Here is a 14,136-nt window from a genome sequence, read left to right on the forward strand (position 1 = left end):
ACACAGTGAATAGGCCGGTTTTCCGCATTATTCTCGTTATTTCATCAAAAATACAACGATAATGACAACAGATTTTCGATCATCCTCAAGTGTGACTTGCAGTAAAATAAACGGGCTGTTACGAAAATGACAAAATTGCCATGTTATTAGGCGATGACAGTATTTCGTATGTAATATTTAGGTCAACACTTAAGGAGCCTCTGATGCCGGTTATGAAACCGCTATATACCGCAGCCCGCACTCTTTCCGTTGCTACAGCACTCACTGTGATCTTTGCTGGTTCAGCTTATGCACTCGACGGAAATGATGTCGCCAAGCGTCTGCAGGCTCGCTTTGAAGAACAGGGCACAAAAATCGAGTTCGGCAAAGTCGACACCGATGGCTCAACCGTTACCCTGCGCGACACAAAAATCGACTTCAAATCCGCTGAAATGGGCACTTTCACCGTTGGTGACATTGTTCTGACAGACGTTGCTGAAAACGACAAAGGTGCCTACACCGCTGAAACTGCAACCCTGCAGGACTTCGAAAAAACTGATGACAAGAGCACTTTCGCTCTGAAGGGCATCGAAATCGGCAAACTCTATCTCGCAGCAGATGACGAACAGGATCCTGTTGTCAAAATGCTGTATTATCAAACCATGAAGGCTGACAGCTTCACCATCCACGAAGATGGCGAAGAAATGGTCAACATGAAAGATATTTACGCAACCTCTACCCCTTACACAAAGGGCACTCCGGTTGCGATGAGTTTCGGCATCAAATCTATTGATCTCGACATCGAGAAAATGGATGCATTGCGCAAAGGTGCAGATGCAAGCGCCGGCAATGATGAAGCTTCGGAAACACCAAATCCGATGATCGATCTCGGCTACAAACAGCTGAGCATGGCTGTAACCTCGACCGGCTCATGGGAACCGGAAAAAGGCGATCTGGCCATCGACAAGATGGAATTTGACGTCAAGGATGTCGGTAAATTCGACACCACCATGAAGCTCGGCGGCTATGATGCAAAATTCATCAAATCCGTACAGCAGGCCAGCGCTGAAATGAGTGCAAATAAGGAAAATTCTGATGCAGCCGGTATGGCAATGCTCGGTCTGATCCAGCAGCTTTCGATCAGCAACATGGCTATCCGCTATGATGATTCATCCCTCACCCCTAAACTGCTCGACTATTATGCCAAGCAGCAGGGTATCTCCAAGGAAGACATGGTCAACCAGATCAAAGGCATTGCGCCGATCATGGTTGGCTATCTCGGCCATGCGGATTTCGCCATGCAGGCAACGACTGCCGTCAACACCTATTTTGACGATCCTAAGTCTCTGACAATTGCTGCAAAGCCGGAAGCACCTGTTTCCTTCGCTCTGATCGCAGCAACTGCAACTGCTGACCCTAAGAAACTTCTGGATCTGCTGGCTGTTAAACTGACTGCCAACCAGTAAGTTCTTCTGAACTGAACAAGAAACCCGGCTTTTAGCCGGGTTTTTTATTGCCTGAACATTGCGCAATAAAAAACGCCGCGTCCGTTAAGACGCGGCGTTTCTAATATTTACCCCTAAAACAGATCAGTCTTTTTTGATCGGGTTCACGCGGATATGCAGATCACGCAGCTGAGCCGGTGTGACTTCTGCCGGTGCGCCCATCAGCAGATCAACAGCCTGCTGGTTCATCGGAAACAGCGAGATATCGCGCAGGTTTTTCGCACCAACGAGCAGCATAACCACGCGGTCGATACCGGCAGCCATACCACCATGCGGAGGCGCGCCATACTGGAATGCACGATAGAGGCCGCCGAAGCGATCTTCAACATCCTGCTGGCTCAAACCAACCAGTTCAAAGGCTTTGACCATAACTTCCGGCAGCTGGTTACGGATCGAACCGGATGCGATTTCAAAACCGTTACAAACCAGATCATACTGATAGGCTTTGAGCGACAACGGATCCTGCGTTTCCAGTGTTTCCAGACCACCCTGCGGCATGGAGAACGGGTTATGGGCAAAGTCGAGTTTCTTGTTGTCTTCGTCCCATTCATAGAACGGGAAGTCGATGATCCAGGCCAGTTCAAAACGATCACGGTCGGTGAGATTCAGCTCATCACCGGCGCGGTTACGGGCATCACCGGCAAATTTGTAGAATTTCGACGGCAGACCAGCCACGAAGAAGCAGGCATCACCATCTTCCAGCCCCATCTGGGTACGGATCGCTTCAACGCGTTCTTCACCGATATTCTTGGCAATCGGGCCAGCGCCTTCCAGCTTGTCGCCTTCTTTACGCCAGAAGATATAGCCGAGACCCGGCTGACCTTCACCCTGCGCCCATGAATTCATGCGGTCACAGAAAGCGCGCGAACCACCGGTTTTCGCAGGGATAGCCCATACTTCAACCTTAGGGTCATTCGCGATCATGTTCGCGAATACTTTGAAACCGGAACCGGCAAAGTGACCGGTCACAGCCTGCATTTCAATCGGGTTACGCAGATCAGGCTTATCCGAACCATAGGTGCGGATCGCATCATCATAAGCAATACGACGGAAGTTCTGGGTTACCGGCTTGCCTTCAGCAAATTCTTCGAAAATGCCGCGCATTACCGGTTCCATTGTCTCCCAGACTTCTTCCTGAGTGACAAAGCTCATTTCGAGGTCGAGCTGGTAGAATTCGCCCGGTAGACGGTCTGCACGCGGATCTTCATCGCGGAAGCAAGGTGCAATCTGGAAATAGCGGTCGAAACCGGCCACCATCAGCAGCTGCTTATATTGCTGCGGTGCCTGCGGCAGCGCATAGAACTGACCTTCGTGAATACGGCTCGGCACGAGGAAGTCGCGCGCACCTTCAGGTGAAGAAGCGGTCAGGATCGGTGTAGTAAATTCGTTGAAGCCGATCTCGTTCATATGACGGCGCATCGAAGAAATAATCTTGGTGCGCTTCATGATGTTTTTGTGCAGCGTGTCGCGGCGCAGATCGAGGAAGCGGTATTTCAGACGGATATCTTCCGGATAGTCCGGCTCACCGAAAACCGGCAGAGGCAGTTCTTTGGCAGCGGCCAGAACTTCGATCTCTTTGGCAACGATTTCGATTTCACCGGTAGGCAAATTCGGATTTACAGCCTCATCAGCACGGGCGGTTACTTCACCGTCAACGCGGATCACCCATTCACCGCGAACGGTTTCAGCAACTTTAAATGCCGGGCTTTCCGGATCAGCAACGATCTGGGTCAAACCATAGTGGTCGCGAATATCGATAAAGAGAATACCGCCGTGATCGCGGACACGATGAACCCAGCCGGAAAGACGAACTGTCTGGCCGACATCCGACTTGCGGAGGGCTTCGCAGGTATGGCTGCGGTAACGATGCATGTTTTCTGCCTTCAGAAGAGTGGTAAGAAACGTAAAATCGCAGATAAAATCTGATTTTTATGTTGTCGGACAAGCGCATTTTGGCCGCAAAAAGTCAAGTGTCAGACCCTTCTACAGCCAAATTGATTCATTCTGAATGTTCTATAACCGCTCTTGTCCGTGAGCAACAGACAGCAGCCCCCTTCGAATTGCAGTAAAGTCACAACATATGTGATTTTTAAGCTTACGCCCCCGCGACAAAGCTATTGCGATTGTTTATAGAAAAATCATGGAACTCATTACGACAACACAGGGTCTTGAACAGGCCGTTTCACAGCTTTCAAAATCTGATTTTGTCACTGTGGATACCGAATTCATTCGTGAAACTACTTTCTGGCCGGAACTTTGCCTGATCCAGATGGCATCGCCGGACACAACAGCATTGGTGGATGCACTGGCACCGGGTATTGATCTCAGCTCTTTCTTCGCCCTGATGGCGGATAAATCTGTCGTCAAAGTGTTTCACGCAGCGCGGCAGGATATAGAAATCGTTTTCCACCTCGGAAATCTGATCCCTGAGCCGGTATTTGATACACAGGTCGCAGCGATGGTTTGCGGTTTTGGCGATGCCATTTCCTATGACCAGCTGGTTGCCCGTATCACCGGTGTAAATCTGGACAAGTCGTCCCGCTTTACCGACTGGCGCCGCCGTCCGCTGAGCGACAAACAACTGGATTACGCACTGGCAGATGTGACCCATCTGCGCGATGTCTATCTCTATTTGCAGGATCGCCTGACTAAAGAAGGCCGCAATGACTGGGTGAGCGAAGAAATCCGCATTCTTACCGCCCGCGAGACCTATGACATGCATCCTGATGATGCGTGGAAACGTCTGAAAATCCGCCTGCGCAAACCTGCCGAACTGGCCGTCATGCAGAAGGTTGCCGCATGGCGCGAACGTGCAGCACGTGAACGCAATGTTCCGCGTGGACGTGTAATCAAAGACGATACGATTCAGGAAATCGCCCAGCAGCAACCGCGTGATGCCGAAGCACTGTCGCGTCTGCGCACTATTCCGAAAGGCTGGGAGCGCTCCTCTCATGCGCAAGGTTTGGTTGAAGCGATCAATGAAGCCCTGAGCATTCCGAAAGAGGATATGCCGCGCCTGCCGAAGCAATATAATGCGCCGGAAGGCACCGGAGCGGCCTCTGACGTGCTGAAACTGCTACTAAAGATCATCACCGAAGATCACGGTGTAGCACCGAAAGTTGTCGCCTCTTCCGATGATATTGATCAGATTGCTGCCAAGGGTAATGCAGCAGATGTACCGGCTCTGAAGGGCTGGCGCCGTGAATTGTTCGGTGAAAAAGCACTGCAAATGATTGAAGGCAAAATCGGCATCAAGTTTGAAAATCGCAAGATCAAAGCAGTTCCGCTGGATTGAACATGAGTGCCAAGATCAAAGTCAGCGTTTTTCTGGGCATCAGTCTGGACGGGTATATTGCCGGTCCGGACAATGATCTGTCGTGGCTGTCTGTGGTCGAAACTGATCCGCCTGAAGATACCGGTTATACTGCTCTTATGGCTGACGTTGATGTGCTGGTTATGGGTCGCAATACCTATGACACAGTACTGACATTCGGCTTCTGGCCTTACGAAGGCAAGCAGGTCGTTGTCCTGACCAGCCGCCCGCTGACACCGCTTTATGGCGAAACCAGCTTCACCGGCACACTCAGCGATCTGCTGCCGGAGCTGTCCGCACGTGGTCTCAGGCATGTCTATCTCGATGGTGGCAATGTTGTGCGCCAGGGCCTGCAACAACAATTGGTTGATGAACTGACTCTAAGCTGGGTACCGGCCACAATCGGCAAAGGTGTGCGACTGTTTGAAGGTGATATGTCCATGAACCAATGGAAACTCACCGACCATCAGGCTTTTCCAAGCGGATTGCTGCAAGGGCGTTACAGTAAGCGTTAAGCTCTGTTCATATGACATTGTAAAAAGCCGGTATGCTGTACATACCGGCTTTTTTCCGACTTAAGTTCTACCCAAAAGAAAACATACTGCATCTAAGAAAGCAGAAAATTGTTCTTTTGTGTGGCTGGCCTAAAAGCAACAACATCACGACAACCATAAGCACCTACTGATGCGAAAGGATCGCTAGCAGCTATTTTCTGCGCTTCAGCGAGGGATTTGCACGCAAGAATGATTATTGCGGTACTATCACTGCATGGGCCACAAATAATGAGCATCCCTTCTTCATCCAACTTTTTAAGCCAATGCACATGTTCTGACACCAATTCTGATGTCATGAGTTCAGGCCTTGCATTGCTCAGTCGGACGATAAAGTGGTTGTCTTCCATACGTCGACCATGCCTTTTGAATTATTCAACCGCAAAACGCAGTGTCTTGCCGGTTACCTTGGCCAGAACATTCAGCCGGTTATCCAGTCGCTCTGATACCAGATCACGATAGGTCTCCGGCACCACCAGCGCCAGAACATCGCCTTCCTGCCGCCATTTAAGCTGCGGGATTACTCCCGGCATTGAGGCAGAGAACAAATAAACCACACGCAGCAATGCACCCAGAACCCGAGCCCGCTCGCGCAGACGCGGCGTTGCAATGCGAATAATTTCCGGCGCGGCATCATCATCCATTACGCCTTCATGGCGATAATAATTGGCCAGCGCCATATAAGCACGTCCCGGATGGTCAATCCCGATGAATGAGCCATGGGCAATAATATTCAGCGCCTGCGGGCCGCGATAATCAGGATGTGCACGCCAGCTGATATCGGCCAACAGACAGGCCGCACGACGATAACGATATTCATCCTCGGTCTCGTCATAGCCGAGCTGCTCAAACGCGTAGCCGGTCCAGTTCGCCAGCTCGTGCGCATGGCGCGGTGAGCGCGACCGCAGCACCGCCTGCTCTTCAGCAGCGGAAAGCAGAGGATCGAGTTTTTGCTCTTTTTTAGCGAGCAATGAGAACAGATAGCCTTCACGTACGCCCATTGCCGAGAATACGATTTGTGCCGGCTGCATACGCTTAACAACTTCCATCAGCACTGTCGCACCATAGGACAACAGCTGACGGCGGTTTTTGGATACGGCCTCAATGCCGCGCATATGATCAATATCAAAGCGCGCCACACGATAGAGGAAGTGATAGGCATCTTCCGGATCCATCGCATAGCCATGCATGACATGCAGCGGATAATGTTTGGCACTCATATGCAGCTTGGCAAGATTTCGCCATGTACCGCCCACCGCATAGAATGTGCGGCCTTTGCCCTCTTTCAGAAACTCGACATCACCGACATATTTGCGGGTGATTTTCGCAGCTTCCGTTATCTTACCACCGGACAAATCCTGCAGACGCAAACCACCGAGCGGCAGTGTTATGCCGCTGCCGATCGCCTTGTCAGGATTATCGCCATGCACATCAACCAGTTCGAGACTGCCGCCGCCAAGGTCACCGGCGATACCGTCCGGATGGTGAAAACCGGAAATAATACCAAGCGCCGAATAATAGGCCTCTTCGCGACCAGAGAGAATCTGGATGTTTTCACCCAGAATTTCTTCCGCCCGTGCAATGAAATCCGGCCCGTTTTCCGCTTCACGCGCAGCCGCTGTGGCAATTGTATAGATTTTTGTGGCACCGGCCTGTTTGGCCAGCGCACGGAAACGCCGCAGCGCCTCAAGCGCACTGGCGACCGATTTATCATTCAGACGTCCGGTTTGTGCCAGTCCTTTACCCAGACCGCTCAGAATTTTCTCGTTAAAGAAAATAGTCGGAGAACGCACAATACCTTCATAGATAACCATACGCACGGAGTTGGAACCGATATCAATAACTGCGACCGGTTCCAGACCTTTCAAACGGCCCTGTGCCAGAGACAAAGTCATGCGTTACGGTTTCGCTCTGCGCGAACGCGGTTGTGACGCGCAATCAAACGCGGTGCTGACGATTTCAGAGACTTGCCGCGACCGGACAGGCTGGGATTGGTCATGAAATATTCCTGAGCGTTAAAAGCTTCTTCCCCGTCCACGGGTTTAATCCGCTTGGAGGTTCCGTCTGAAAGTACCTCAAAGCTTTGTTGATTATCGTAGAGATTTGCAAGCATAATCTGCGATAAAATCTGTTGATGCACGGTCACATTTGTAACAGGCACCAGCGTTTCCACGCGGCGGTCGAGGTTTCGCGGCATCATATCTGCCGAGCTTATATAGACAATTGCCTCTTTGGACGGCAAATCCTGCCCGTTACCGAAACAGAAAATACGTGAATGCTCAAGAAAACGGCCAACAATGGATTTGGCGCGGATATTGTCTGACAGACCCGGAACCTGCGGACGCAGACAGCAAATGCCGCGTACCACCAGATCAATCTGCACCCCTGCACTGCTGGCTTTATAGAGGGCATCAATGATCTGCGGATCAACCAGCGAATTCATTTTCATCCAGATCGCCGCCGGACGACCCGCTTTCGCATGTTCAATCTCATTTTCAATATGTTTCAGAATCCGGCGGCGCAACGTAAAAGGCGAGATAGCCAGTTTCATAACATCTGCCGGTTGCGCATAACCGGTAATGAAATTGAAAATATGCGCCACATCCCGTGCCGTATCGGCATCAGAGGTAAAGAAAGACAGGTCGGTGTAAATCTTCGCGGTGATCGGGTGATAATTACCGGTGCCAAGATGCACATAAGAACGCAGTTTTTCATCCTCGCGGCGCACGACGAGCGACATTTTCGCGTGGGTTTTCAGCTCGATAAAGCCGAACACCACCTGCACGCCTGCACGTTCCAGATCGCGTGCCCAACGGATATTCGCTTCCTCGTCAAAGCGGGCTTTCAGCTCCACCAGCGCGGTCACCGACTTACCGGCTTCCGCCGCATCAATCAGCGCACGCACAATCGGTGAATTGTTCGAGGTGCGGTAGAGTGTTTGTTTGATTGCCAGCACATTCGGATCAAGTGCTGCCTGACGCAGAAACTGCACCACAACATCAAAAGACTCATAAGGATGATGAACGACAATATCCTTCTCGCGGATTGCCGCTAAACAATCGCCGCCATGCTCACGGATGCGCTCGGGAAAACGCGGATTATAGGGGGTGAATTTCAGATCATCACGCGGAATAGCAACAATTTCTGAAATCATATTCAGCGCCAGCAGACCCGGAAGAATACTCACACGGCTCTCGGAAACACCAAGCTCCATGGTCATGAACACCCGCAGCGCTTCCGGTATATCACTGTCGAACTCAATACTGATAACCCGTCCGCGACGACGACGCTTCAGCGCGGTTTCGAAATGGCGAACCAGATCTTCAGCATCTTCTTCCACTTCAATATCGCTGTCGCGAATGATGCGGAATGTACCGGCGCCGCGCACTTCATAGCCCGGAAACAGGCGTTCAATGAACAGACTCACCACATCTTCAAGCGTGATAAAACGATAGATACCCGCCTCGGACGGTATCTGAACAAAACGGCTAAGTGCCACCGGCAGACGCAACAGCGCCACCATCGGATGCTTGTCGGTTATGCGCGACAATTGCAGCGCCATCGAGAAGCCGAGATTCGGAATGAACGGAAACGGATGTGCCGGATCGAGCGACAAAGGCGTGAGAACCGGAAAGATCGTATCCAGAAAATGGTGCTCAAGCCATTTCTTATCGTGTTTTTTCAGGCGGTCAGATCGGATAATCTCAATATTTTCCTGAGCCAGCTCCTGACGCAGCATTTGCAGCGTTTCCTGCTGCGCAACCTGCAAAGTGGCAACTTCTGCCAGCACAAAATCAAGCTGCTCCTGCGGTGTACGGCCATCAGCTGAACGTGTGGCCACACCTGCCCGCACCTGCCCTGCAAGACCGGCAATACGCACCATGAAAAATTCATCAAGATTGGCCGCTGAAATCGACAGGAAGCGCAGACGTTCCAGCAATGGCTGATGTTTGTTCACAGCCTCTGCCAATACACGCTTATTGAATTGCAACCATGAGAACTCACGATTGACAAAACGCTCCGGACTTTCAGACAGGTTCCGCACAGCATCATCGGCAGACATATCTGAAACAGCAATAATATCTGTCTTGGCCATTAATGCCGGCATATTACCCACAGGTTCAGCCTCTTTAACCGATCCATGATTTTTTTTATGCGACACGTTAACAATCCCTCTGAAATCGCCGGCACTCAGAAACTACCGGAAAGACCGGACGATATTCGATCCTCTGAACAGTGCTCCTGTTAAGGTTCGTTTATGCATTCTGTATGACAAATTCTTAACAAAGCGGAGATTACAGCAGAAACTATAAAAAACACTTCCGCTCCTGCATTATTCGCGATACATCAGAGCCAAATTATGCGTCCGAGCGCTGCTGGCATCAAGGTTCCGCCTGCTGTCTCTCTCACGCTTTGTTGTTACCGCATTGATGTGGCGAGTGATTCCGCTCAAAGCATAAATGCTTTAAGGTGATACCATCACTGGAGTCGTCATATGTCAGATCATATCATCCCTCATTTTCAGAACGATGCCGGCCACAATGCCATCAGCATCGGCGTTAAAGAATTCATGTGCGTCGGCGCCAATCCGCCATTCGACCATCCGCATGTGTTTCTCGATATGGGCGATGAGGAAGAAGTTGTCTGCCCTTATTGCTCGACCCTTTATCGTCACGATGCATCCCTGAGCGCAGATCAGACTGTGCCTGCCGGTTGCACCTTCAACGATCCTCAGGTTGCGGCTGCAGAATAATTCTGCCTGCCTCCGTGAAAATGCGCCCCGTTTTTCACTTTCAGAGCAGTTGTTATTTTCTTTCAGACTGCTCTGACACCACGCTTCAGTTTCTGTAGATGCCGTTGCGCAAGGATAAGAGCGGGATAAAATTCCCGTTCAGATATTTCCGGTATCTGCCTCAACGGCTGTGAGGGCAACCATGCAAAACCAGAATAATCAGCGTATTCTTATTTCCGGTGCCGGACTTGCCGGTATGACCACGGCTCTGGCTCTGGCAGAGCGGGGTTTTTCCGTGCTGATGATGGAAAAGGCACCGGCACTTTCCGAAGTCGGAGCCGGTTTGCAGCTGGCACCCAATGCCACGCGGCTTCTTGCCCGTCTGGGCATTATGGAAGACCTGCTGCCCCATGCCGTCAGCCCTGATGCGCTCTATCTGATGGACGGTGTGAAAGCACAACCGCTTATTCGCATGGAACTTGGGAGCCAGGCAGAACAACGCTGGAATGCGCCTTATATTACCTGCCATCGGGCGGATTTGCAGGCAGTTCTGCTCAAAGCCGTGCGTGCCCATCCGCAGATTACTTTGCATCTCGGCGCTAATGTGCTGTCCCATCACATTTCAGAAGACAAGGTAACGATCCGCGTTGATCTCAACGATCAGATTACCGACTATAGCGGACAGTTGCTGCTTGGTTGCGACGGTGTGTGGTCAGCGCAGCGTGCCGGACTTGTGGCGAATAATGCGGCTACGCAAAATGACAGCCGCGCCCGATTTACAGATCATATTGCATGGCGCACCACCCTGCCCGCTGAAAAGCTGCCACAGAGTTTTCTTGATAGTCTCAAAGATACACTCAGTGTTTCAGCATGGCTTGGTCAGGGCGCACATCTGATTGCCTATCCGATTAAAAACGGTAAAGCCTTTAATTTTGTCGCGATTACCGATGGTGAAGATATCGGCACAAGCTGGGACATGAAAGGCGACAGCGCCGCTCTGATCCGCAGTTTTTCAGGCTGGTCTCAGGCTGTCAGCGATGTCATCAAAGCCGCACCGCAATGGACATTCTGGCCGATGTTTGAAATGCCGGAGCCAAAGCTGGTGATTGATAAGCGCCTTGTGCTGCTTGGCGATGCTTCTCATGCGATGACACCATTTGCGGCACAGGGTGCAGCAATGGCAATTGAAGATGCGGCCTCGCTCGCAGCACATCTCTCACCGGAGCAAAGCGATCACAGCGAAGCTCTCGCTGCTTTTGAAAAACAAAGACTGGCGCGCATTGCCAAAGTTGCCCGCCGCGGCAAGCTCAACCGTTTTGCCTATCACGCCAGCGGCCCTGTGGCTCTTGGCCGTAACATGCTGTTTAAAATACGCAAACCGGAAGACTTCCTGCGCGATCTGGACTGGCTTTACCAATATGATGCGGCTGACATTACATCCTGAACCGCATCATGTTTTTCAGGCTCTGTCCCGTTGTTCAAAAGCGAATATTGCGATCAGAACGGGACAGGGAATATTTTAGTCTTTTGCCATGGCCTGCTTTGCAGCTTCCATGTCCATCCACATCACTTCCCATATATGGCCGTCCAGATCTTCAAAACTGCGGCCATACATAAAGCCATAATCCTGCACAGCTGACGGATCAGCCTTGCCACCGGCAGATGCAGCCTTGCTGACTAGCTGATCTACCTCCTGCTTATCCGATGCTGACACACATACCAGAACCTCGCTGACAGTATGTGCATCGGCAATGTTTTTGGGCGTGAACTGGCGGAATTTATCATGGGTTATCAGCATGACGTGAATAACGTCCGATAGAACCATGCAGGCTGCGGTTTCATCGCAGAACATATCATTCTTCCGTGCTCCGATTGCCTCATAAAAGCTGATCGACTTATCGAGATCACGCACGGGAAAGTTCACAAATATCAGTCTGCTCATTATAATTTCCTCCTCAGAATATTTGGCAGGACTGTTTAACTTCTGCGCTAGAGCGGTTTAAATCCAGATTGGATCACAGTGCTCGCTCTGGTTCTTTAATTTGCCGCATTATCACGGGCGTCAAGTTGATCCAACTTGACTGTGAAATGCTCTAGAGCGGTTCCGGTTAATATTGAATCAGTAGAACCGCTCTAATTCTTTGTTTTACGCGTATCCCGAAAACCGCTTCGCACTTTTCGGGATACACTCCAGTGGCAGCATACTACATCAAATCAGACAGATTGAGACAGGAGCCAAATTTGATAATTTATCGCACGGCCAAATCCCTCGACGCTGCAAAACTGGCAGCTTTATCTATCGAAGTCTGGCTGCATACCTATGCCAAGGCAGGTATCAGCACTGTTTTTGCTGATTATGTTCTGCAGCGTTTTACCCTGCAATATTTTGATCAGCTGATCGCGGATGGCGCAAAACAGATCATTGTCGCGGAACAGGATGGTCACCTGCTCGGCTATATTGCCATTGATTATCATGCCGCACTGCCTGAAAGCCTGCATGCGCTGACAACAGCCGCAGAGATCAGCACACTTTATGTCAGAGCCCGTCATGCCGGAAGCGGGATCGGCTCTGCTCTCATGCAACAGGCACGTGAAGCGGTAAAAGCACAAGATATCGGCCATATCTGGCTTTCGGTCTTGCATGATAACCACCCTGCATTACACTTCTACAGGCAACAGGGTTTCCAAAGGCAGGGTTCAATCTGGTTTGAACTTCCGGGTGAACGCCATGAAAATTACGTGCTGATACAACCGACCTTGCCTGCCTGAACAACAGGAGAAAACAATGCCGATACTCGGACTGGATCATATTCAGCTTGCAATGCCTGCCGGTGGTGAGGACAAAGCCCGCACATTTTATAGCGGCCTGTTAGGTATGACGGAGGTTCCCAAACCCGACAATCTGGCAAAACGCGGCGGCTGCTGGTTTGAGCTGCGTGATCTTAAAGTTCATCTCGGCGTTGAGCGCGGCTTTGCCCCTGCGCAAAAAGCGCATCCGGCTTTTCTGGTTGATGACTTGTCCACATTTTTAGCAATGCTCGCAGAACATCAGATTGAATCGACAGAGGATGAACCGCTGGCCGGTTATCTTCGTGCCTATATCAACGATCCGTTCGGCAATCGTATCGAGCTGATGCAGAGATTATAAAGACTATACCTGATGAAACATCAGGCAGGATGAGCCTCTGACAAAGCCCTGTTTTTCATAAAACGGAACCAACCGTTCAGGGCAATAGAGTTCAAAACTCTGAACTTTTTGCAGATCATAATGCCGGATGATGCGTAAGACAATTTCCTGTCCAAGCCCCTGTCCGCGCGTGGTTTCATCCACAATCACATCAAAAATCGATGCTTTAAAAGTATAATCCGTCAGCACACGCGCAAAACCGATGACGCGATCCTGCATATCACAACAGGCGATAATCAAATCGCAATGAACAAGCATATTGATCGCATCGTCATAAGAGCGGCTCTGCGTCCACCATTCCTTTGTGTAGAGTTCAAAGAAACTCTGATGATGTTTTTGCTCCAGCTGGTTCAGCCATTGATATTGCATTTTTTCTCCCATCACTGCCTGTATAGTTTTAATATGAATTTTACAGGCATATTTTATAGTCACGGCTAAACACACCGGAGAACATTTTATGAGCAATGTCCAGTTTGAGAAGGTCTGCCCGATTTTCAGAATTTTCGACATTGAGAAAGCCAGAGAATTTTATCTCGACTATCTGGGTTTTCAATGTGACTGGGAACATCGCTTTGCTGAAAATATGCCGCTCTATATGCAGGTTTCGCGCGGCAATCTGGTGTTGCACCTCAGCGAACATCATGGTGACGGCAGCCCCGGTGCCAATATTTTCGTGCGCATGCAGGGGGTCGATACCCTGCATAAGGAAATCAGCAGTCGTAAATACCGTTTCCTGCGCCCCGGTATAGAAAATGAGCCATGGGGTCGGGTTCTGGCTGTGATTGATCCGTTCGGCAATCGTATCCAGTTCTGCGAAGGCCCGCATGACGAATAGATAATAAAAAACACCCGCGATTTGCACTGCGGGT

Annotated in this window: 14 protein-coding genes; 8 read left to right on the forward strand and 6 right to left on the reverse strand. The window is 50.6% G+C overall.

Going from position 1 to position 14,136, the window contains the following annotated elements; all coding sequences use genetic code 11:
- Positions 1-203: 203 nt before the first annotated feature.
- Positions 204-1,445 carry a hypothetical protein gene (locus F7P81_RS00300; protein WP_116088176.1) on the forward strand — a complete coding sequence of 414 codons (1,242 nt, stop codon included), beginning with the start codon at positions 204-206 and terminating at the stop codon, positions 1,443-1,445.
- A gap of 123 nt (positions 1,446-1,568) precedes the next feature.
- Here the strand turns inward: F7P81_RS00300 and aspS are convergent, their stop codons facing one another.
- Positions 1,569-3,356 (reverse strand): aspartate--tRNA ligase, encoded by a 1,788-nt coding sequence (gene aspS / locus F7P81_RS00305; RefSeq protein ID WP_151157956.1) that lies wholly within the window; start codon positions 3,354-3,356, stop codon positions 1,569-1,571.
- Between the two features lie 268 nt (positions 3,357-3,624).
- Here aspS and rnd point away from each other — a divergent pair, with 268 nt between their 5' ends.
- Complete coding sequence (gene rnd, locus F7P81_RS00310) at positions 3,625-4,779, forward strand: ribonuclease D (protein WP_022710468.1); 1,155 nt, start codon at positions 3,625-3,627, stop codon at positions 4,777-4,779.
- Between the two features lie 2 nt (positions 4,780-4,781).
- Positions 4,782-5,312 (forward strand): dihydrofolate reductase family protein, encoded by a 531-nt coding sequence (locus tag F7P81_RS00315; RefSeq protein ID WP_151157958.1) that lies wholly within the window; start codon positions 4,782-4,784, stop codon positions 5,310-5,312.
- Between the two features lie 92 nt (positions 5,313-5,404).
- Here the strand turns inward: F7P81_RS00315 and F7P81_RS00320 are convergent, their stop codons facing one another.
- The 3 genes from F7P81_RS00320 to F7P81_RS00330 are packed head-to-tail and all read right to left on the reverse strand — an operon-like array spanning position 5,405 to position 9,444.
- Entirely contained in the window at positions 5,405-5,698 is a 294-nt protein-coding gene (locus F7P81_RS00320) for a YciI family protein (RefSeq protein WP_075655672.1), read from the reverse strand.
- Positions 5,699-5,719: 21 nt separating this feature from the next.
- Entirely contained in the window at positions 5,720-7,243 is a 1,524-nt protein-coding gene (ppx, locus tag F7P81_RS00325) for an exopolyphosphatase (RefSeq protein ID WP_151157960.1), read from the reverse strand.
- On the reverse strand, positions 7,240-9,444 hold the full coding sequence (locus F7P81_RS00330; RefSeq protein ID WP_170265212.1) for an RNA degradosome polyphosphate kinase: 2,205 nt from the start codon (positions 9,442-9,444) through the stop codon (positions 7,240-7,242). Before F7P81_RS00330 ends, ppx begins: the two co-directional genes overlap by 4 nt.
- 399 nt (positions 9,445-9,843) lie before the next feature.
- Here F7P81_RS00330 and F7P81_RS00335 point away from each other — a divergent pair, with 399 nt between their 5' ends.
- Together F7P81_RS00335 and F7P81_RS00340 are read left to right on the forward strand one after the other, a co-directional pair.
- Positions 9,844-10,101, forward strand: coding sequence for a zinc-finger domain-containing protein (locus F7P81_RS00335; RefSeq protein ID WP_022710464.1), 258 nt, complete (start codon positions 9,844-9,846; stop codon positions 10,099-10,101).
- 181 nt (positions 10,102-10,282) lie between these two features.
- On the forward strand, positions 10,283-11,524 hold the full coding sequence (locus tag F7P81_RS00340; RefSeq protein WP_151157962.1) for an FAD-dependent monooxygenase: 1,242 nt from the start codon (positions 10,283-10,285) through the stop codon (positions 11,522-11,524).
- Positions 11,525-11,599: 75 nt separating this feature from the next.
- On the opposite strand, the gene F7P81_RS00345 is transcribed toward F7P81_RS00340, so the two are convergent.
- Positions 11,600-12,022, reverse strand: coding sequence for a VOC family protein (locus tag F7P81_RS00345; protein WP_151157964.1), 423 nt, complete (start codon positions 12,020-12,022; stop codon positions 11,600-11,602).
- A 299-nt stretch (positions 12,023-12,321) separates the two neighbouring features.
- On the opposite strand from F7P81_RS00345, the gene F7P81_RS00350 reads away from it, so the two are divergent.
- Both F7P81_RS00350 and F7P81_RS00355 read left to right on the forward strand, forming a co-directional pair.
- A complete protein-coding gene (locus tag F7P81_RS00350; RefSeq protein ID WP_170265197.1) occupies positions 12,322-12,849 on the forward strand; it encodes a GNAT family N-acetyltransferase in 528 nt (175 codons plus the stop codon).
- A gap of 16 nt (positions 12,850-12,865) precedes the next feature.
- Positions 12,866-13,228, forward strand: coding sequence for a VOC family protein (locus F7P81_RS00355; protein WP_151157968.1), 363 nt, complete (start codon positions 12,866-12,868; stop codon positions 13,226-13,228).
- Between the two features lie 3 nt (positions 13,229-13,231).
- Here F7P81_RS00355 and F7P81_RS00360 read toward each other — a convergent pair whose 3' ends face one another.
- Positions 13,232-13,636, reverse strand: coding sequence for a GNAT family N-acetyltransferase (locus F7P81_RS00360; protein ID WP_151157970.1), 405 nt, complete (start codon positions 13,634-13,636; stop codon positions 13,232-13,234).
- Between the two features lie 88 nt (positions 13,637-13,724).
- Between F7P81_RS00360 and F7P81_RS00365 the strand changes: the two genes are divergently transcribed.
- Complete coding sequence (locus F7P81_RS00365) at positions 13,725-14,102, forward strand: glyoxalase superfamily protein (protein ID WP_151157972.1); 378 nt, start codon at positions 13,725-13,727, stop codon at positions 14,100-14,102.
- Positions 14,103-14,136: the final 34 nt, after the last annotated feature.

Source organism: Pseudochrobactrum saccharolyticum (assembly GCF_008801715.1).
Lineage (GTDB): Bacteria > Pseudomonadota > Alphaproteobacteria > Rhizobiales > Rhizobiaceae > Pseudochrobactrum > Pseudochrobactrum saccharolyticum.